Here is a 19387-nt window from a genome sequence, read left to right as displayed (position 1 = left end):
ACTTTTACTACAACAGCGCTTTATGCCCACTTATACTTGCGCCCGAAGTCGTGACAACCAACAGGGATACCCAATGGTAACCAATAATCCGATCCTGCAGATGTTTGCACGCTCGCCGTTCAAACCCATGCAGGAACACATTGCCAAGGCTCAGTCTTGCGCCCTTCAGCTGATTCCGTTCTTCGATGCCGTAATGGCGGATGACTGGGAAACAGCTGCGGCCGTCCAGCAGCGGATTACTGTACTGGAGCATGAAGCGGATGCGATGAAAAAGGAGGTTCGTACGCACCTGCCCAACAGCATTTTCCTGCCAGTCCCCAGGGCCGATCTGCTTGAACTGCTGCGCATGCAGGACAAGATCGCGAACCGTGCCAAGGACATTTCAGGCCTGATGCTCGGGCGCAAGATGGCGATACCCGCTGCGATCCAGCCGCAGATGAGCCAGTTTGTCCGCAGCGCGCTGCAAACATCCGCCCAGGCTTTGACAGCATTGCAGGAACTGGACGAACTGATTAGCTCGGGTTTCGGTGGCCATGAAGTCAAGTCTGTTGAAGGGATGATCAACAGTATTGACGATCTCGAACACGATGCCGACGATCTGGAACGCGAAATTCGCAGTGCCCTGTTTGCCGTGGAAAAAGAAATGCCCCCGATCGATGCGATGTTCCTGTACAAGGTCATCAACTGGATCGGCGACCTCGCCGACCGCGCCCAGCAAGTGGGCTCCCGTCTGCAATTGCTGCTCGCACGTTAAGCCTTTAGTACCAAGGATTTCCACATGAACATGATTGCACAGCACGGCGATATGATCGTCATCCTTGCCTGCATCTTCGGTTTCTTCATGGCCTGGGGCGTAGGCGCCAATGACGTAGCCAATGCCATGGGCACTTCAGTGGGCTCCCGTGCCCTGACCCTGAAACAGGCGATCATGATCGCCATTCTGTTCGAGTTTGCCGGCGCCTACCTGGCCGGCGGCGCGGTCACAGACACTATCCGCAAGGGCATTATTGATCCGGACCTGCTCGCAGGCTCACCGGACCTGCTGATCTACGGCATGCTCGCCGCCTTGCTGGCCGCCGGCGTCTGGCTGCTGGTCGCCACCCACTATGGCTGGCCTGTATCCACCACCCACTCCATCGTCGGTGCCATCGTCGGCTTTGCCGCCGTGGGCATATCACCGGATGCAGTGCAGTGGGGCAAGGTTTCCAGCATCGTTGCCAGCTGGGTCGTGTCACCCCTGATGGCGGGCGTTATCGCCTTCTTCCTGTTCCGCACCGTCCAGGCGCTTATTCTGGATACCACAGATCCGTTCAAGAACGCCAAAAAATATGTGCCCATCTACATCTTCCTGGTGGGTTTTATCATCGCCATGGTGACTTTCACCAAGGGTCTCAAGCATGTTGGCCTGCACCTGAGCTGGGCCGAAAGTGCGCTCTACTCCGTCGGCTTCGGCATATTCACCATGCTGGTGGGCCTGATGCTGCAGCGTAACATTCAGCCCAATCCGGAAGCGGATCGTGAGTATCACTTTTCCAGCGTCGAAAAGATCTTCGCCGTGCTGATGATGTTCACCGCCTGTGCCATGGCCTTTGCCCACGGTTCCAACGACGTGGCCAACGCCGTAGGCCCGCTGGCCGCCATTGTCGGCGTCGTCAGCGCGGGTGGTGCCGTCGCTCAGAAAACCTCGATGCCGACCTGGATTCTGCTGCTCGGCGGCGCCGGTATCGTTGCCGGCCTAATGATGTATGGCCACAAGGTGATCGCTACCGTGGGCAACAACATTACCGAGCTTACGCCCAGCCGCGGTTTCGCCGCGACCCTGGCCGCCGCTACGACTGTGGTTATCGCGTCCGGCACAGGCCTGCCGATATCCACTACCCATACCCTGGTGGGTGCAATACTGGGTGTGGGCATGGCCCGTGGTCTGGCAGCACTGAACCTGCGGGTCGTGGGGACTATCTTTATCTCCTGGGTCATTACCCTGCCCGCCGGCGCTTTCCTGGCCATCATGTTCTTCTTCATGTTCAAGGGCATGTTTAGCTAAGCTGGTAATCCAAACCTGCTGTACGCAAATGGCGCCTTCGCAGGAAGGCGCCATTTTTGTTTTGGGGACCGGCATCCAGGCCCATGGCCGCATAGACCGGTGCCTGCAAAGCCTGCACAATAGAGCGCATGTCATCTGCCTTCGAGGTCTGTCATGCCCGCCGCCATTCCCGATCTGGTCACCATGTTGCGCGAACTCATCGCGGTTCCGTCGATCAGCTGCTCCTCCGCCGACTGGGACCAAAGCAACCTCGGCGTTATTACCAAGCTGGAAAGCTGGCTGTCGGATCTGGGTTTTAGCACCGAGGTGATGCCGGTGCCCGGCCAGCCCGGCAAGTCCAACCTGATCGCCACCCTGGGTACCGGGTCCGGCGGACTGGTGCTGTCCGGCCACACCGATACCGTACCCTGCAACAGCGAGTTGTGGAAAAGCGACCCCTTCCGCCTCGATGAGCGGGACAACCGTTTTTACGGTCTTGGCACCTGCGACATGAAAGGCTTCTTCCCGATCGCCATTGAAGCGGCACGGCGTTTTGTGGACCAACCCCTCAAGCAGCCGCTGATCATCCTGGCCACCGCCGATGAGGAAAGCTCCATGAGCGGCGCCCGCGCCCTGGCCGAGGCCGGCCGTCCCAAGGCCCGTTATGCCGTGATTGGCGAGCCGACCAGCATCAAGCCCATTTACATGCACAAGGGCATCATGATGGACCTGGTACGGGTCACCGGCCGCTCCGGCCATTCATCGGACCCAAGCCTGGGTGCCAGCGCACTGGAAGCCATGCACAGCGTTATGGGGGAGCTGATCGCCTTTAGACGCGAGCTGCAGCAGCAGTATCGGCAGAGCGATTTCAGCGTCTCGGTACCGACCCTGAACCTGGGCTGCATCCACGGTGGCGACAACCCCAACCGCATCTGTGGCCGCTGCGAGCTGGAGTTCGATCTGCGCCCGCTGCCGGGCATGAGTATCGATGTGCTGCGCGAAGCCATCCACAAGCGCCTGGCGCCCCTGCAGCAGCCCTTCGGCGTCACTATTGATGTCGAAGAACTGTTTCCGGGCATTCCGCCCTTCCAGAACTCGCGCACCTCGGAACTGGTCCTCACCGCAGAACAACTGACCGGCCACCAGGCCGAAGCCGTTGCCTTTGGCACCGAAGCCCCCTTCCTGCAGGACATGGGCATGGATACCATCGTCATGGGCCCCGGCAGTATCGCCCAGGCGCACCAGCCCGACGAATATCTGGCCCACGACCAGATCAACCCCATGGTCGCGGTGCTTGAACAACTGATTCAGAAATACTGCCTGCACGGCACAATGGACGCCTGACGTGACAAACGACATCCAGCAATATGTAAACTGGTTCCGCCAGTCATCGCCCTACATCAACGCTCACCGCGGCAAGACCTTCGTGCTGATGCTCGGGGGCGATGCGGTGGTAGACGCCAATTTCGCCAATATCGTGCATGACATAGTGCTGCTCAACAGTCTGGGCGTGCGCCTGGTGCTGGTGTACGGCTCGCGTCTGCAGATCGAGCAGCGCCTGGCCGAACGGGGCCTGCAGTCGCGCCTGCACCACGACATGCGCATCACCGACAGCGAAACCCTGGACTGCGTGATCGATGCCTGCGGCTACCAGCGTTGCCTTATCGAAGCCCGACTGTCGATGGGGCTCGCCAACACGCCCATGCACGGCGCCCGCATCCGCGTCTGCTCCGGCAACTTTGTCACGGCAAGGCCCTACGGCATCCATGAAGGTGTGGACCTGATGCATACCGGTGAAGTGCGCCGCGTCGACAAGACCGCCATCGCCCGCCACCTGGATCAGGGTGAAATCATACTGCTATCCAATATTGGTTACTCCCCCACCGGGGAAATGTTCAACCTGGCCATCGAAGAAGTCGCGACCGAAGCTGCCAAGGCGCTGGGCGCCGAAAAGCTGATCCTGTTTGGCTCCACCAAGGGCGTATTCGACAGCAGCGGCGAGCTGCGCAGCGAACTGCTGGCCCGCACCGCCGAGCGCATGGTCAAGCAGTACCTTAGCCGCATGGAGTCCGAAGCGCCGGATCAGGAATATACCGAACTGTCACGCCAGCTCGATGCCGCCGTAACCGCCTGTAACCACGGCATACCCCGTTGCCATCTGATCAGCTATCAGGAAAACGGCGCCCTGCTGAGCGAACTCTTTACCCGGGACGGGGCCGGTACCATGGTGGTACGCGAATCCTACGAACAGGTACGCCAGGCCTCGATCGAGGATGTCGGCGGCATTCTGGAACTGATAGCCCCACTGGAGCAGGCCGGCATTCTGGTGCGGCGCTCACGCGAGTTGCTGGAAGCAGAAATCGAACAGTTCACCATCGTCGAGCGCGATGGCGCCATCATCGCCTGCGCCGCACTTTATCCGTTCATCGATGAAGGTATGGGGGAGCTGGCTTGCGTGGCAGTATCCAACCTCTATCGCGGCGGCGAGCGCGGTGAAATGCTGCTCAGCGCCATCGCAGAGGTGGCCCGGGAAATGGGGTTGTCGCAGCTCTTCGTACTCACCACTCGCACCGCGCACTGGTTTGTGGAGCGTGGTTTTGTCGAAGCACCACTGGAGCAGCTGCCCGGCAAGCGCAAAGAGCTGTACAACTACCAGCGTAATTCCAAGGTGTTTATCAAGCCGCTCTAACAGGCAAGAGGTCAGACCGCACTTCAGGCGGTGGTCTAGACGGAGACGGCCGGCAGCAGAATGCGAAAACGGGCACCGCCCAGCGGCGACTCATGGATACTGAGCTCGCCGTTGTAGCTGCTAAGAATATCCACCGCCACCGCCAGGCCAATGCCCTGTCCCGGCGCCGACGTATCGAGCCGCTCACCGCGCTGCAGCACCACATCACGGCGCTCGGCCGACACTCCGGCACCGTCGTCGTCTATATAGATCTGCAGGTTATCGGCATCCTGCAGCCCCACCACCACCCGGACCTTCTGCTGACCGTACTTGCAGGCGTTTTCCAGCAGATTGCCCAACAGCTCCATCAGATCCCGTTCATCGCCGGCAAAACGCAGGCCCTCGGTCAGCTGGTGCTCGATCTGCACGCCCTTGTCACGGTATACCTTGATCAACGCCTGGGAGATACGCTGCACTACGGGCGCCACATCCACGCCAGCGGCAATCTGCCGGCCCTGGCTTTTCACCGCCCGGGCAAGCTGATACTGCACTATCTGCCCCATGCGCTCGGTCTGGTCATTAACGATGTGCTGGTACTCTTCATAGGGCAAGGCTTCCTCAGCCAGACCGCGAATCACCGCCAGCGGCGTCTTGAGGCTGTGCGCCAGATCCCCCAGGGTATTGCGGTAACGCTCGCGCTGACGCCGCTCGCTGTCGAGCAGCAGATTGAGGTTTTCGGTCACCGGCCGCACTTCCAGCGGATAGGCGCCCTCCAGTTTGCGGGCATCGCCGCTTTCGATGCGCTTGAGATCCAGCGCCAGTGCATCCAGCGGTTTAAGGCTCCAGCGCAGAATCACGTACTGCACCAGCAGCGCCAGTACAAACAGCAGGCTGAGCCAGCTCACCAGCTGATTGCGATAGGCCCTCAGCTCGGCCTGCAGCGGCCGGTCGGTTTCCAGCACATTGATCAGGTACTGGTGCTCCCGGCCTGCGCTTTCCCACACCACCGGGTACTGGTAAAGATAGAGGCCGTGCTCGGGCAAATGGGTAAACAGAACTTCACCCGGAGTCAGGGGCGTATCGTGCAGCGCCAGCAGCAGGGAGGCCGACAGCAGCATGCTGGACTCGGAACGCCATTGCAGCGCGCCGCTGCGGCTTTCGATCACGCCATAAAGGCCAGACTCGATCTGTCCGAAACGCGGCTCGCGCAACGCCTGGGGAATACTCAGCCGCCCCTCTTGGAACTCAGCGGCCCCCAGCAGCAGGTACACCTGCAGCTTGAGGCGCTCGCGCTCGGCGGTTTCAAGGCTGTGCAGAAAGGCATTTTGCAGTGCAAACCAGGCGCTGAAGAAAACCACCGGCAGCAGGCTGCAGGAGAAAAACAGCAGACGCGCCCTGAGAGAGCGCACCCGGGGGCGGAGCAGTCGCAGCATCAGTCCTGGGTAACCTGCGCCAGATCAAAGCGATAACCCAGGCCGCGCACGGTCGTGATGGGTTGCAGGGTCTGGTCCGGATCCAGCTTCTGGCGCAGGCGGCGGATAAACACCTCCAGCACGTTGCTGTCACGGTCAAAGTCCTGGTGATACAGATGCTCGGTCAGTTCGGTCTTGGAAATGGTCTTGCCGGCATTCAGGATCAGGTATTCCAGGGTGCGGAACTCGTAACTGGTGAGCTTCACCGGCCGGTCGTCCAGCGTCACCACCCGGCCCGAGGTATCCAGTGCAATGGGGCCAAAGCGCATCACCGGGGTCGCATGACCTGCAGCCCGGCGTACCAGCGCATTCAGACGCGCCATCAGCTCCTCGACATGAAACGGCTTGACCAGATAGTCGTCAGCGCCGGCCTCCAGCCCCTCGACCTTGTCCTGCCAATCGCCGCGCGCGGTCAGGATCAGCACCGGAAACAGCTTCTGCTCTGCCCGCCAGCGACGAATCACCTCGACCCCGGACAGCTTGGGCAGCCCCAGATCCACCACCGCCAGATCGTAGGGATATTCCACCCCCATAAAGGCGGCATCTTCACCGTCGGCACTTTCTTCCACGGTGTAACCGCGACTCTCTAGCGCCGTTTTTAGCTGGCGGCGCAAATCCTTGTCATCTTCGACGATCAGTACTTTCATCCGTCGTTACCCCTGGCATTAATTATCTGACCCGACTGGACATCCACCAGCACATCCCGCACCCGTCCGGCATTGACCAGACGAATGCGGTAGGCCGGGCGTCCCTGAAATTCGATTTCGGTCGCCTTGACCACCTGACCCTTGTATTGGCTGCGAACCAGCTCGACCGCCTGCTGCACGCTCATGCCCCGCTCCGCCACCTGCAGCAGCCGGGCCTGCATTAACGGACCCGCTGTGGCATTTTCAGCCCGGGCAGCCGGGGCCAGCGCCAGGCAGAACATCAGCACACACAAGGTGAGACTGATGCCCGGCAGGCGCCGAAGACTATAGGTTCGCAACATCAAGGTCCGCTCCTTGCTCTATTCTTGTCCGGCCCTTCAGCCATGCCTGTGTGCAGGTGCCACATCCACCTTGACGCGAATGCGCTTGCCGGGATGGTCCGCCGTCGTGGTGTGATACACCTGACCGCGATAACGGTAACTGACGCGGTATCCGGTAACGGTTTCATGATACTCCAGATCCGGTTTTACGGCACAGCGCCGCTCGGTCACTGTTTCGTAACGTTCGTGCCGACGGCCCGCCAGCTGATGCCCAAGGGTGGCGCCTACGGCCACACCCACAACGGTACCCACCTGATTATGGTGGCTGCCACGGCCCAGCTCGTGACCGACGACACCGCCGAGAACGCCGCCGACCAGCGCGCCACCTACGCCATCGCTGCGGCGATGACTATCGGCCCGAACCCGTACCTGCTCATTCCAGCAGACTTCTCGTTCGACCCTTCTGCGCTCACGCTGGATAATGGGGTCAACGTCTACCACCTTGGCGTAATCGTAGCGGTCGTGGTGGCCGTGGTGACGAGATTCGCGCCAGTCGTCACGGTCTCGGGAACCGGCCTGGGCCATGGGAGCCAGCAGCCAGATGGCGATTAATCCTGTACATAGTATGCGTGACATTATCTGCCTCCTTGGTCTCAGGAATGCTTTACTCTGGCACCTACTTTAGACAGGAACGCCTGAATCCGGCATTAACTTGCCAGCCCCGCATTAACACTGTATCCGGCGGCAGTACTGCACCCTAGTTTGCTTCTGTTATACTCGCCGTTTCCACATATAAGTGTGTCGCCAGCCGCGCTGGCGCGCCGCAGCAGCCGAGGACACAAGGTCATGCCGCAATATCGTTCCAAGACCTCGACAGCCGGTCGCAACATGGCCGGCGCCCGCGCGCTCTGGCGCGCAACCGGAATGACGGACGAGGATTTCCACAAGCCGATTATCGCCATCGCCAACTCCTTCACCCAGTTCGTGCCCGGCCACGTCCACCTCAAGGACATGGGCCAGCTGGTTGCGCGTGAAATCGAGAAAGCCGGCGGTGTCGCCAAGGAATTCAACACCATCGCCGTCGATGACGGTATCGCCATGGGTCACGACGGCATGCTGTACTCGCTGCCAAGTCGCGACATCATCGCCGATTCGGTGGAATACATGGTCAATGCCCATTGCGCCGATGCGCTGGTGTGCATTTCCAACTGCGACAAGATCACCCCGGGAATGCTGATGGCTGCCATGCGCCTCAACATTCCGGTGGTATTCGTCTCCGGCGGCCCGATGGAAGCCGGCAAGACCAAACTGTCCGAGCACAAGCTGGATCTAGTCGACGCCATGGTGATTGCGGCTGACGACAGCGCCTCCGACGAGAAGGTCGCCGAGTACGAAAGATCCGCCTGCCCGACCTGCGGTTCCTGCTCCGGCATGTTCACCGCCAACTCCATGAACTGCCTGACCGAAGCCCTGGGCCTGTCCCTGCCGGGCAACGGTACCGTGCTGGCGACCCATTCAGACCGCGAAGAGCTGTTCCTGCAAGCCGGTCGCACCATCGTCGAACTGTCCAAGCGCTACTACGAGCAGGATGACGACAGCGCCCTGCCGCGCAGTATTGGCAACTTCAAGGCATTCGAAAATGCCATGACGCTGGACATCGCCATGGGCGGTTCCACCAACACCATCCTGCACCTGCTGGCCATCGCCCTTGAAGCCGAAATCGACTTCACCCTCAAGGATATCGACCGCCTGTCGCATGTGGTGCCCCAGCTGTGCAAAGTGGCGCCCAACACGCCCAAGTACCATGTCGAAGACGTGCATCGCGCCGGCGGCATCATGGCCATTCTTGGCGAGCTGGACCGTGCCGGCAAGCTGCACACCGATCTGCCCACCGTGCACAGCAGCAGCATGAAAGCGGCGCTGGATCAGTGGGATATCATGCGTAACCCGTCGCCCGCCGTGGTTGAGTTTTTCAAGGCTGGCCCCGCCGGCATTCCAACCCAGACCGCCTTCAGCCAGTCGACTCGCTGGCCCACGCTGGACGGTGATCGCGAGAACGGCTGCATCCGTTCCATTGAACACGCTTTCTCGCTGGAAGGCGGCCTGGCGGTGCTGTACGGCAATATCGCCGAAGACGGCTGCGTGGTGAAAACTGCCGGTGTTGATGACGAGAACCTGGTGTTTGAAGGCCCGGCGCATATTACCGAGTCCCAGGACGAGGCCGTGCGCCATATCCTGGAAGACCAGGTCAAAGCCGGCCACGTCATGATCGTGCGCTACGAAGGCCCCAAGGGCGGCCCTGGCATGCAGGAAATGCTCTATCCGACGTCTTACCTCAAGTCCAAGGGGCTGGGCAAGTCCTGCGCCCTGCTGACCGACGGTCGTTTCTCCGGCGGCACCTCGGGCCTGTCCATCGGACACGTATCCCCCGAAGCCGGTGCCGGTGGCGCCATTGGTCTGGTGGAAAGCGGTGACATTATCTGTATCGACATCCCCAACCGCCGCATCGACGTGAAACTGTCGATGGAAGAGCTGGCGCACCGCCGCGCGGCAATGGACAAGAAAGGCAAGGCTGGCTGGAAGCCGGCCCAGCCGCGTCCGCGCAAGGTTTCGGCGGCACTCAAGGCCTACGCCCTGCTGGCCACCAGCGCCGACAAGGGCGCGGTACGCGACCTGTCCAAACTGGAAGACTAAGCCTCAGGCCCCGGCTGCACTGCAGCCGCAGGGCCGGGTTCGGAACAGTGACATAAAGGCAGCTTCGGCTGCCTTTTTGCATTTCAAGGTGATTGGTAATTCGTGAATCGTAATTGGTAAGTCGTGAGCTGATAGCTGATAGCTGATAGCTGATAGCTGATAGCGATGTTGCGCCGCCAATCACTAATTACCAATTACCAATTACCAATTACCAACAACGATCTAATAGCCAAAACGTATCAAATAACTTTCAAGTTCAGCCCGGTATTAGGTCTTGCCAAAGACGGTTATGATAACTATTATCATTACCATTCCGTATCAAGACACCAACGGGCCGAGCCATGAAAGTCTGTATTTGCAAAAATGTCAGTGACCGCCAGATTCGCGAAGCCCTCGACCGGGGTGCCCGCACTCTGCGTGACGTTTACCGTGAACTGGGTGTCGGCTCTGAATGCGGCAAATGCATTTGCGCCACCCGCGAGATCATCGCCGAGCACCCGTTCCTGCATCTGGCAGACGAGGTCATCGCGGCCTGATTCAGCAGCCGGAAACCCAGTCCCTGCCCATAGCCCTACCCATTGCATTCCCGTGTCCCGTCATCTTTGACAGATCCCCCGCCACCTTCAATACTGTTTGCTGTTCATCCAACGCGGAGACAGTGGCATGAAAGGCGACAAGAAAGTCCTCGAGTATCTCAACAAGGCCCTGTACAACGAACTGGTTGCCATCAATCAGTACTTCCTGCACTCACGCATGTGGAAAGACTGGGGGCTCAAGGCCCTGGCCGATCACGAGTACCACGAATCCATTGATGAAATGAAACATGCCGACCGGCTGATCGAGCGTATTCTGTTCCTGGAAGGCCTCCCCAACCTGCAAAACCTCGGCAAGCTGCGCATCGGCGAAGACACCGAAGAAATGCTGCAGTGCGATCTGGCGCTGGAGCTGGATGCGCTACCGGACCTGCGAGAAGGCATCAAACACTGCGAGAAGGTACAGGACTACACCAGCCGTGAACTGCTGGAAGACATCCTGGAATCGGAAGAGGAACACATAGACTATCTGGAAACCCAGCTGGAGCTGATCAACAAGGTCGGTCTGCAGAACTATCTGCAATCCCAGATGGAAAGCGCCAGCTAACAAGCAGGTGAAAGGGGCAAGGGGAAAGCAGCTGTCAGCTTAGAGCTTTCAGCCGTAAGCTTAAAGCTGTGAGCTTACGGCTGAAAGCTGCCTGTTTACCAATGACGATTCACCAATCACCCGCTCCTGTCATTCGTTATTGGTGATTAGTCATTCGTAGAGCTGCGCCCCCACTGCTCAGGCTTCACGGCTTACCAATTACGATTCACCAATCACCCGTTCCTGTCATTCGTTATTGGTGATTAGTCATTCGTAGAGCTGCGCCCCCACTGCTCAGGCTTCACGGCTTACCAATTACGATTCACCAATCACCCGTTCCTGTCATTCGTTATTGGTGATTAGTCATTCGTAGAGCAGCGCCCCCACTACTCAGGCTTCACGGCTTACCAATTACGATTCACCAATCACCCGTTCCTGTCATTCGTTATTGGTGATTAGTCATTCGTAGAGCAGCGCCCCCACTACTCAGGCTTCACGGCTTACCAATGACGATTCACCAATCACCTTTCACCTTTCACTTTTTTCCAGGTCCTAGCCTTCAGACATGGCCTGCATGACCGACTGCGCCCACAGCAGACTATGGCGATAGGAGACCTCGTAGTAAGACGGATCCACGAGCCTCTGCAGCGCGGCGAACTCACCCCGTTCGTACACTTCAACATCCTGCAGTACCTCTCCCAGCATACCTGCGCGGGTTAGCAGCGCCGCCTTGATTTCCTGCTGCAGCGGCACCTGCTCCATCAGCTCGCTCATCTCGATGTCCAGTAAGGCATCCAGCTGCGACAGCAGACCAACGACGAAGTAGTTCAGCGCATGAGGCCGCCCCATCAGTTCTGCCAGCAGCTCGCACATGCGCCCGCGCACCAGCATGTTGCGGGTCAGCTCATCCGGCTTGCCAGGTTCGGCACCGGCGAGGAACAGAGTGACCCAGCGGCGGATCTGGTCCAGCCCCAGCAACGTGATGGCATGGGACAGGGATTCAACCTCGCGTCTCAGGCTGAAGGCCGCCGAGTTCACCACCTTGAGTATCTTGAACGTCAGAGCCGCGTCATTGACCGCGATCTGCTCCAGCGCGGCCGCCGTGGTGTCCGGGTTCTGCAATTCGGCCAGCAGCTGCAGCAGCACAACCTTGTTGCCGGTGATTTTCCTGCCACGCACTGGAATCGGCTTGCTCAGGAAATAGCCCTGATAGAGCGAAAAGCCCATTTCAAGACACTGTCTGAACTGTTCCTTGTTTTCGACCTTGTCGGCCAGCAGTTCCAGATTATAGGGTTTGAGCTTGCGGATTATTTCCGGCAGTTCCTGCAGCCCCAGCTTGAGAATATCCAGCTTGAGTACATGCACGATGGACAGCAGAGGCTCGAACTTCGGGTTGCTCGGATCATAATCCGCCAGCACCAATCGATAACCTGTCCTGGCCAGCTGCTTCAGGCGCTCCAGCAGTTCGGGCGTCACCTCGGTGTGACCGAGCAGCTCAAGCGCGAAGCTCTCCTTGGGAAGCTCGGGGAAGTTACTGTTCAGCAACACCTTGTCGGTAAGCTTGAGGTAACACGGCAGGGTACGGATTTCGCCATCGCTGCAGACACTGGAATAGCTGTTGGTGATGACCGCCAGGGTTGCTGCATCATCGGTAATCGAGCGATCGACCTCACCGGACTGACTGCGGAACAAGAGTTCAAACGCAACCACATCCTGATTCTTGGTATAAATGGGCTGCCGCGCCAGCAACACGGGCAGTTGGTCTGCGTCATTCAGGGATTTCAGCACTGCGCTCACGACTCGGCACTCCATGTTTCACAGTCGTTTTGGTAAAAAACTGGGCCCATAATGACACTAACGCGCGGCAAAATCGAATTCAGGCCAAGCCTGCCAGCTCTCCTCTGAATATGGCATCCAGCGCTGGCCGCAGAAGCGCAAAAACCCGGACGCGACGTCCGGGTTTTCAACCTGCGGCTAATGCGCTTCCCCTGTTGTTTCAGGGGCTTGCCCCGCATGCCAAGCCAGAGCTTACGCCGGCAGAGCCATCAGGCGGCGGAGATCACATCCTCGTAACCTTCACGCTCCACCAGCGCCCGGTGCAGTACGGCCACGGTCTGGGCATAGTCCTCCTCCCGCACGATACACTGCATCTGCACCTGGCGAATCGACTGGTGTGCGCCCTGCACACTGATGCCCGCTTCGGCCATGGCAGACATCATGCGCGCCAGCATACCCTTGACCTTGAGGTCTGAACCTATGGCGGACACGATAGCCACGTTGTGCACCGTGACCTCTGCATCCTTGTAGCGCTCCTCCACCAGCCGGGCTGCCCGGTTGACCATCTTGCGCGAGCCCGACACATAGTAGGTGATGCTGTTGGCATCCGAATCCTTGTTCACCACATAGAGCTTGAGCTGCTTGAGCAGACGGGTCAGTTCGATGTCGTAGCCGACATCGCCGAGCATCTCCTGATCGAACACCTCCAGCCCGAACACATCCTTGCGCCCGGCAACGATCTCGACACAGGGCCGATCGCTGACGTAGGACTGGCTGATCAGGGTGCCATCATGCTCGGGCTCAAACGCATTCTTGATGCGCAGCTCCACACCGGCGCGGCGCAGCGACTTGGCCGCCTTGGGATGAATCGCCTCCATGCCGAGGTTCGACAGCTGATCGGCCACGTCGTAGTTGGTGCGCCCGATGGTCACCACCTTATCGGTGCCGACCAGCATCGGATCGGCACTGCTAAGGTGGTATTCCTTGTGGATAATGGCTTCGCGGGCCGAGGTCACGGTGGCGATTTCAGCGAAGGTAATCTCGCTGTAGCCACGGTCATAAGTGTTCATCAGGCCAGCCTTGCAATGGGTATAACCCGTGGCAACCGCCAGCTCCGTGGCAGGATCGATGCTTTCGAACCCCTTGCGCACCATATCCTCAAACTCCATGGGCGCATCCTGATGCCAGCCGGTCAGATCCACCATGCGGGCGTTGACGCCACGGCTGCGCAGTGCCAGCACCGTATTGTGCGCACTGTGCGCCTCGCCGATGGCCGCCAGCATTTCACGCACCTTCATCAGATGCTCTTCGAGCTGAAAATGACCATAGGTACAGAGCCGCTGCAGACTCTGCATGCAGTCGCGGGCATCATCGATGCGCTCCTGCACAAAGTGATCTGCGGCGCTGCGCTCATAGTCGGTGTCGAACAGCTCGGCGTTCTTCTGCACCATGCGGCTGCGCACGCCTTCCAGCGCATCCAGCCAGGCATCCTCGCTGTGGGCGTCGGCAAAGCGGGCATAGACACCAGGCTCGCCGGTTTTCTTGTGCTCCAGCAGCAGGTTGGTCATGCCTGAGTAGGCCGATACCACAAAGATGCGGTTATAAAGGGCGTCGTCACTGCGACCACCCAGCAGAATATTCTCCATGACTTCATCAAAGCGGCTCATGGACGTGCCGCCGATTTTTTCTACCGTATGCATACTGATATGGAAAGTCCCTTGAAATTGGATGCCACCGCAGCAACTGCGGCAGCAGGAAAGGAGGGCCTAAGCGGAATCAGGCGCATTTGTTCGCGGCTGTACTTCCAGCGGCGGTACGGGCTCACGCTGCGCAATGAAAGCGGGGCGCGGCGGCTGATCACAAAACGGGGCCTGCAGGCGATTCTCGACGTGATTGAACACAAAGAACAGGTTGTTGCGCGGGGCCGGCGTAATATTGCTGTTGGAACCGTGCAGCGTATTGCAGTCAAAAAACACCACTGATCCCGCAGGCCCGATGGCGGTATCAATGCCGTAACGGCCCACCATGCGACTCAGGCTGACGTCATCCGGCACACCGAACTCCTGCCGGCGCAGCGAGTACTGATAATGACTTTTCGGCGTCTTGCCAACACAGCCGATGTAATGGCGGTGAGAGCCCGGCACCAGCATCAGTGGCCCATTGTTGCTGTCATTGTCGGTCAGCAGGATAGAGGCACTGAGCGCACGCATGCGCGGCATGCCATCTTCCACGTGCCAGGTTTCAAAATCGGAGTGCCAGTAGAACTCCTTGCCGGCAAATCCCGGTTTGAGGTTCATGCGCGACTGATGGATATACACATCGCCGCCGAGGATAAAGCGCGCCAAACCCGCCAGGCGCGCATCCGATGCCAGGCGCGCAAAGAGCCCGCCATGACAATGAATCTCAAACAGGGAGCGCAACGCACCACTTTGGGGTTCACGAATGGCTTTATCCGAGGCCAGCACGGCCGGATCATTGCGCAGGCGCTCAAGTTCCGCGCTCATGGCCGCCACTTCTGCCGCACAAAAGAGTTCGGGGATCACCATATAACCGTCACGTTCGAACTGGGCAATCAGCTCGGGCGCCAGCGGTGCCTCCGCTCTATCCTGCGTATACACCACAGGGTCCTGACGCTCCATCCAGGCAGGCTCAGCCTGCTGACGGGACGGGTACAGATCTTGACGCGAACTCATGAATTCTCCGGCAAATGAAGTGGGGTACAGCCAGTATTCTTTGACCGCCTCCTGACGCCCGGGGGAAAGTTCTGCCCGGGCCTCAGGCGTCAATCAGGCAACGGCATCCGCCTCCAGCGGGTAAACACCGTTTTCGTCGTGTACTTCCAGCCCGTTCAGCGGCGGATTGAAGACGCAGGCCAGCTTGAGCTCGGACGAGGCCCGCAGCAGATGTTCATCGTGCTGGTCCAGGTTGTAGAGCGTGCCCGGGCGAATCGGGTATACCTTGCCATCGGCCAGGGTTTCAATCTCGCCTTCACCGCTGATGCAGTACACCGATTCGAAATGGTTCTGATACCAGATATGCGTTTCGGTACCGGCGTAGATGGTGGTGATATGGAAGGAGTACCCCATGTTGTCCTGCTTGAGCAGCATGCGGGTACTTTCCCAATTGTCAGACACCACGCGGCGTTCGCTCTGCTCGGCTTCCTGCAATGTACGTACGATCATATGCTCAGTCTCCTCAGGATGCCGCGGTGTCGATCTGTTCAGCCATGGCGCCGGCAAAGGCACCTTCCAGAATATCCAGTGCCGTGGTGATCTGCTCATCGGTGACCGTGAGCGGGCAAAGACATTTCACCACTTGGTTCAGGGCGCCGCTGGTTTCGATCACCAGATTGCGGGCAAAGGACCGGCTGCAGACGCTGGCGGCAATGTCGCCGTTCGGACACTCGATACCAATCATCAGACCACGGCCTTTCACGCGCAGTGAATTGGGGCCCTGACGCTGCACGATCGACTGCAGACGCTCGCGTACCAGTTTGGCCTTGCGCTGCACTTCCTCGGCGAAGCGGTTGTCGCTCCAGAAGGCTTCGATGGCGGCGGTCGCCGTGATGAATGCATGGTTGTTGCCACGGAAAGTACCGTTGTGCTCTCCCGGTTCCCACTGATCCAGCTCCTTGCGTAGCACCAGCACGGCCAGCGGCAGGCCATAGCCACTGAGTGACTTGGACAGCGTTACCATATCGGGCTTGATGCCCATCTCTTCAAAACTGAAGAAGGAACCGGTGCGGCCACAGCCCGCCTGAATATCATCCACAATCAGCAGCATGTCGTGCTTGCGGCACAGGCGCTCGAGCTTGCGCATCCAGTCAGCGGAAGCCACATTCAGGCCACCTTCGCCCTGCACGGTTTCCACAATCACCGCCGCCGGGTGGTCAATGCCGCTGCTCGGATCGCTCAGCAGCTTGTCCATATAGGCCAGGGTATTCATCTTGTCGCCCATATAACCGTCGAACGGCATGCGGGTCACATCCCCCAGGGTGACGCCAGCAGCGCCACGGTGGTGCTGATTGCCGGTACAGGCCAGGGCGCCTGTGGTCACACCGTGAAAGCCATTGGTGAAACTGATGATATTGCGACGTCCCTTGACCTTGCGGGCCAGCTTGAGCGCAGCCTCAACCGAGTTGGAGCCGGTGGGGCCGGTGAACTGCACCACACAATCGCCCATGTCTCGTGGCTCAAGGATGACGCGACTGAACACTTCCAGAAAGCTTTCCTTGGCGTCGGTGTGCATGTCCAGGCCGTGGGTCACGCCATCAGACTCTATGTAGTCGATCAACGCCTGCTTCAGGATCGGGTTGTTGTGACCGTAGTTCAGCGTGCCGGCTCCGGCGAGGAAATCGATGTAACGCTCACCGTCTCGCAGTATCAGCTCGGCGCCCTTGGCCTGCTTGAAAACGACCGGGAAAGACCTGCAATAGCTGCGAATAGCGGATTCATTCTGTTCAAAAATATTCATTGTTTCTCCAATTAAGCCTGTGAAGGGATGGGCAGCGCGAAGGGGCCGGCGCGGTACAGCATTTCGTCATCATGCTGACCTGCAAAGTGGGCCTCGCGGGAAAACAGCAGCTGCCTATCCCAGGGGGCATTGAGCACACCGAACACCTTGCGAAACAGGGCTTCGGACGCATCATTGCCGGGTGAAATCGTGGTTTCTATATGGCGTACACCCTGGGGTGCAAGACGCCGGACCAGCGCCAGCAGCATGCGGCTGCCAAGGCCCAGTCCGCGGGCGGTTTCGTCGACCGCCACCTGCCAGACGAAGAGGGTGTCTTCACGTCCCGGAGGACGGTAGCCCGAAATAAAGCCCAGCAGTTGCCCGTCAGGCCCCTGGGCTGCGATCGCCGTATCGGCGAAGTCAGTACATTGCAGCAGATTGCAATAAACCGAATTGGTATCCAGCGGAGCACAGCGGGCGATCAGCTGGTGGAGCCCGTGACCATCAAGACCACTGGGTTTGCGAAACTTTATTAAATCAACTTCCATAGGGTACATAACTTTTCGTATTACGATGCTTTTTATTATAAAACATATCCCAACCAGAACATCAACCGCAGTATGTGGCTAAAAACTAGGCTAATACAGAAAGTTACAGTATGATGTCGCGCAATCCAGGCACAAAAAATAGTTAGCAACACGAAATATTTTTATTGGACAACCAGTCAACCATGCAAAGAAGTACATAGCATTACGATATAGATAGCCTGATCCCGCGCAGCAGCCCAGACGGCAGTCGTTGCTTTATTATCGGCAAGGCCGTAAAAAGACGGCAACAGCCCCTCACCACCGATCCAGCGCCCGAGCCCACATGAGCAAAAGCCAGTCCGCCCTTATCCTGATCCGCCAGATCATTCGTGCGACCGACCTGCACGACAAGCAACTCAGCCGGGTGAGCGGGCTCACCCTGCCGCAGCTGCTGACCATGCAAACGCTGCACGAGGGCGGCTCCATGACCATTGGCCTGCTGGCGCGGGAAATGAATCTGGCCCAGGCCACGGTCACCAGCATCCTCGACCGGCTGGAAAAGAAGCTACTGGTCGAACGCCTGCGCGACAGCCACGACAAGCGCAAGGTGTGGGCCTGCCTGTCCGAGACCGGCACCCGCCTGCTGGCGAACTCACCGACGTCCCTGCAGGACCTCTTTATCAGCAAGTTCGAGGCCATGGAGCAGTGGGAACAGTCAATGGTCATCACCTCGCTGGAGCGTGTGGCGGGCATCATCAACGCACTGGATATAGATGCCGCACCGGTATTTGATATCGGCGATCTGGCGCGCTCCTCCATGGATGGCGACAAACACGACTGATTGCCGCCGCCCCTGCGCGGCGCGGCCCACATCCAGCTAGCACAAGGAACCCGCAGTGAGCCCAGCCCAGCCCTTTGTCGACCTCACCGATCAGCTGCCGGGCATAGTGCTGGACCTGAAGTACTGCTCCAGCGACAACTTCATGGGCACGCCGGTGGATGGTTACGAAGCCCCCAAAGCCTGGCTCACCGAACCCGCCGCCCTGGCGCTGGTCGGCGTGCAGCGGACTCTGGCGCGCTTTGATCTGGGACTGAAAATATTCGATGCCTATCGCCCCCAGCGCGCGGTCGACCATTTTCTGCGCTGGTGCGACAGCCCCTGCGAGGCCGCACTCAAGGCCCGTTACTACCCCAGCCTGGAAAAGGCCGAACTGTTCAGTGAAGGCTATCTGAGCAAAAGCTCCAGCCACAGCCGCGGCAGCACCGTCGACCTGACCATCGTATCGCTCAATAACAGCGACGATCGCAGCGCAGAACTGGATATGGGCACCATATTCGATTTTTTCGGCCCTGAGTCCTGGCTCGACTACGACCGCCTGCCGCTGCAGGCCCGCGCCAACCGCCTGCTGCTGCAACAGCTGATGGTCGACGCAGGCTTCATCCCCTTTCACCACGAATGGTGGCACTTCACCCTGCGCGACGAACCCTATCCCCATACGGCCTTCGATATTCCAATCCGCTAAACCGGCAGCTTTCAGCCGTAAGCCGTAAGCCGTAAGCTGACAGCTTACGGCTGAAAGCTTAAAGCGCCTTGAACCTGCTCTTCCCCCTGCTTTTCCCTTACCCCTTGATGTTCTGTGGATTTGACTCCATATACTGAGCCATCACTGGTCGATTCCGACTTGAGGA

The 19387-nt window shown here is 59.0% G+C and carries 19 protein-coding genes; 9 read left to right on the top strand and 10 right to left on the bottom strand.

The features are described from left to right. Positions 1-73: 73 nt before the first annotated feature. The 4 genes from A8C75_RS01205 to argA all read left to right on the top strand — a co-directional run bounded on the left by A8C75_RS01205 (position 74) and on the right by argA (position 4712). Positions 74-754: a TIGR00153 family protein gene (locus A8C75_RS01205; protein ID WP_067376944.1), complete on the top strand. Its 681-nt coding sequence runs from the start codon at positions 74-76 to the stop codon at positions 752-754. A gap of 24 nt (positions 755-778) precedes the next feature. After that, positions 779-2044: an inorganic phosphate transporter gene (locus A8C75_RS01200; RefSeq protein ID WP_067376940.1), complete on the top strand. Its 1266-nt coding sequence runs from the start codon at positions 779-781 to the stop codon at positions 2042-2044. A 153-nt stretch (positions 2045-2197) separates the two neighbouring features. Further along, complete coding sequence (gene argE, locus A8C75_RS01195; protein ID WP_067376937.1) at positions 2198-3367, top strand: acetylornithine deacetylase; 1170 nt, start codon at positions 2198-2200, stop codon at positions 3365-3367. 1 nt (position 3368) lies between these two features. Further along, a complete protein-coding gene (argA, locus tag A8C75_RS01190; protein ID WP_084783636.1) occupies positions 3369-4712 on the top strand; it encodes an amino-acid N-acetyltransferase in 1344 nt (447 codons plus the stop codon). 35 nt (positions 4713-4747) lie between these two features. Here argA and A8C75_RS01185 read toward each other — a convergent pair whose 3' ends face one another. Genes A8C75_RS01185 through A8C75_RS01170 form a run of 4 tightly spaced genes read right to left on the bottom strand, consistent with a single transcriptional unit; the run spans position 4748 to position 7766 of the window. Further along, positions 4748-6124 carry an ATP-binding protein gene (locus A8C75_RS01185; RefSeq protein WP_067376934.1) on the bottom strand — a complete coding sequence of 459 codons (1377 nt, stop codon included), beginning with the start codon at positions 6122-6124 and terminating at the stop codon, positions 4748-4750. After that, positions 6124-6810: a response regulator transcription factor gene (locus A8C75_RS01180; protein WP_067376932.1), complete on the bottom strand. Its 687-nt coding sequence runs from the start codon at positions 6808-6810 to the stop codon at positions 6124-6126. Before A8C75_RS01180 ends, A8C75_RS01185 begins: the two co-directional genes overlap by 1 nt. Continuing rightward, on the bottom strand, positions 6807-7151 hold the full coding sequence (locus tag A8C75_RS01175; RefSeq protein WP_067376928.1) for a PepSY domain-containing protein: 345 nt from the start codon (positions 7149-7151) through the stop codon (positions 6807-6809). Before A8C75_RS01175 ends, A8C75_RS01180 begins: the two co-directional genes overlap by 4 nt. A 36-nt stretch (positions 7152-7187) precedes the next feature. Next, entirely contained in the window at positions 7188-7766 is a 579-nt protein-coding gene (locus A8C75_RS01170; RefSeq protein ID WP_084783634.1) for a glycine zipper 2TM domain-containing protein, read from the bottom strand. 210 nt (positions 7767-7976) lie between these two features. On the opposite strand from A8C75_RS01170, the gene ilvD reads away from it, so the two are divergent. The 3 genes from ilvD (at position 7977) to bfr (ending at position 10964) form a co-directional block, all read left to right on the top strand. Beyond that, entirely contained in the window at positions 7977-9824 is a 1848-nt protein-coding gene (ilvD, locus tag A8C75_RS01165) for a dihydroxy-acid dehydratase (RefSeq protein WP_067376922.1), read from the top strand. A 341-nt stretch (positions 9825-10165) separates the two neighbouring features. After that, positions 10166-10360: a (2Fe-2S)-binding protein gene (locus A8C75_RS01160; RefSeq protein ID WP_067286538.1), complete on the top strand. Its 195-nt coding sequence runs from the start codon at positions 10166-10168 to the stop codon at positions 10358-10360. 127 nt (positions 10361-10487) lie between these two features. After that, the gene (gene bfr / locus A8C75_RS01155; protein WP_067376919.1) at positions 10488-10964 is read left to right on the top strand and encodes a bacterioferritin; all 477 of its coding nucleotides are present in this window, start codon (positions 10488-10490) and stop codon (positions 10962-10964) included. Between the two features lie 531 nt (positions 10965-11495). Here bfr and A8C75_RS01150 read toward each other — a convergent pair. The 6 genes from A8C75_RS01150 to ectA form a co-directional block, all read right to left on the bottom strand. Then, positions 11496-12740 carry an EAL and HDOD domain-containing protein gene (locus A8C75_RS01150; protein WP_120785160.1) on the bottom strand — a complete coding sequence of 415 codons (1245 nt, stop codon included), beginning with the start codon at positions 12738-12740 and terminating at the stop codon, positions 11496-11498. A gap of 248 nt (positions 12741-12988) precedes the next feature. Further along, a complete protein-coding gene (locus tag A8C75_RS01145) occupies positions 12989-14419 on the bottom strand; it encodes an aspartate kinase (protein ID WP_067376912.1) in 1431 nt (476 codons plus the stop codon). Positions 14420-14485: 66 nt separating this feature from the next. Then, the gene (thpD, locus tag A8C75_RS01140; protein ID WP_067376909.1) at positions 14486-15412 is read right to left on the bottom strand and encodes an ectoine hydroxylase; all 927 of its coding nucleotides are present in this window, start codon (positions 15410-15412) and stop codon (positions 14486-14488) included. A 93-nt stretch (positions 15413-15505) separates the two neighbouring features. After that, on the bottom strand, positions 15506-15901 hold the full coding sequence (locus tag A8C75_RS01135; protein WP_067376906.1) for an ectoine synthase: 396 nt from the start codon (positions 15899-15901) through the stop codon (positions 15506-15508). A 13-nt stretch (positions 15902-15914) separates the two neighbouring features. Then, on the bottom strand, positions 15915-17192 hold the full coding sequence (gene ectB / locus A8C75_RS01130) for a diaminobutyrate--2-oxoglutarate transaminase (protein WP_067376903.1): 1278 nt from the start codon (positions 17190-17192) through the stop codon (positions 15915-15917). 11 nt (positions 17193-17203) lie between these two features. After that, positions 17204-17719 carry a diaminobutyrate acetyltransferase gene (gene ectA, locus A8C75_RS01125; protein WP_067376900.1) on the bottom strand — a complete coding sequence of 172 codons (516 nt, stop codon included), beginning with the start codon at positions 17717-17719 and terminating at the stop codon, positions 17204-17206. Between the two features lie 322 nt (positions 17720-18041). On the opposite strand from ectA, the gene A8C75_RS01120 reads away from it, so the two are divergent. Both A8C75_RS01120 and A8C75_RS01115 read left to right on the top strand, forming a co-directional pair. Continuing rightward, the gene (locus A8C75_RS01120; RefSeq protein ID WP_067376897.1) at positions 18042-18539 is read left to right on the top strand and encodes a MarR family winged helix-turn-helix transcriptional regulator; all 498 of its coding nucleotides are present in this window, start codon (positions 18042-18044) and stop codon (positions 18537-18539) included. Positions 18540-18594: 55 nt separating this feature from the next. Further along, positions 18595-19221: a M15 family metallopeptidase gene (locus A8C75_RS01115; RefSeq protein WP_067376894.1), complete on the top strand. Its 627-nt coding sequence runs from the start codon at positions 18595-18597 to the stop codon at positions 19219-19221. The last annotated feature ends 166 nt before the right edge of the window (positions 19222-19387 follow it).

The sequence above is a fragment of the Marinobacterium aestuarii genome, assembly GCF_001651805.1.
GTDB classification, from domain to species: Bacteria; Pseudomonadota; Gammaproteobacteria; order Pseudomonadales; family Balneatricaceae; genus Marinobacterium_A; species Marinobacterium_A aestuarii.
Note: the sequence above shows the minus strand (reverse complement) of the source record. Positions and strands in the feature narration are given on the sequence as shown.

Excerpts from the sequence above, each read along its gene's own strand:
- A8C75_RS01205 (WP_067376944.1), top strand. The coding sequence starts at position 74 with ATGGTAACCAATAATCCGATCCTGCAGATGTTTGCACGCTCGCCGTTC.
- A8C75_RS01200 (WP_067376940.1), top strand. The coding sequence starts at position 779 with ATGAACATGATTGCACAGCACGGCGATATGATCGTCATCCTTGCCTGC.
- argE (WP_067376937.1), top strand. The coding sequence starts at position 2,198 with ATGCCCGCCGCCATTCCCGATCTGGTCACCATGTTGCGCGAACTCATC.
- A8C75_RS01185 (WP_067376934.1), bottom strand. The coding sequence starts at position 6,124 with ATGCTGCGACTGCTCCGCCCCCGGGTGCGCTCTCTCAGGGCGCGTCTG.
- A8C75_RS01180 (WP_067376932.1), bottom strand. The coding sequence starts at position 6,810 with ATGAAAGTACTGATCGTCGAAGATGACAAGGATTTGCGCCGCCAGCTA.
- A8C75_RS01175 (WP_067376928.1), bottom strand. The coding sequence starts at position 7,151 with ATGTTGCGAACCTATAGTCTTCGGCGCCTGCCGGGCATCAGTCTCACC.
- A8C75_RS01170 (WP_084783634.1), bottom strand. The coding sequence starts at position 7,766 with ATGTCACGCATACTATGTACAGGATTAATCGCCATCTGGCTGCTGGCT.
- ilvD (WP_067376922.1), top strand. The coding sequence starts at position 7,977 with ATGCCGCAATATCGTTCCAAGACCTCGACAGCCGGTCGCAACATGGCC.
- A8C75_RS01160 (WP_067286538.1), top strand. The coding sequence starts at position 10,166 with ATGAAAGTCTGTATTTGCAAAAATGTCAGTGACCGCCAGATTCGCGAA.
- bfr (WP_067376919.1), top strand. The coding sequence starts at position 10,488 with ATGAAAGGCGACAAGAAAGTCCTCGAGTATCTCAACAAGGCCCTGTAC.
- A8C75_RS01145 (WP_067376912.1), bottom strand. The coding sequence starts at position 14,419 with ATGCATACGGTAGAAAAAATCGGCGGCACGTCCATGAGCCGCTTTGAT.
- thpD (WP_067376909.1), bottom strand. The coding sequence starts at position 15,412 with ATGAGTTCGCGTCAAGATCTGTACCCGTCCCGTCAGCAGGCTGAGCCT.
- A8C75_RS01135 (WP_067376906.1), bottom strand. The coding sequence starts at position 15,901 with ATGATCGTACGTACATTGCAGGAAGCCGAGCAGAGCGAACGCCGCGTG.
- ectB (WP_067376903.1), bottom strand. The coding sequence starts at position 17,192 with ATGAATATTTTTGAACAGAATGAATCCGCTATTCGCAGCTATTGCAGG.
- ectA (WP_067376900.1), bottom strand. The coding sequence starts at position 17,719 with ATGGAAGTTGATTTAATAAAGTTTCGCAAACCCAGTGGTCTTGATGGT.
- A8C75_RS01120 (WP_067376897.1), top strand. The coding sequence starts at position 18,042 with ATGAGCAAAAGCCAGTCCGCCCTTATCCTGATCCGCCAGATCATTCGT.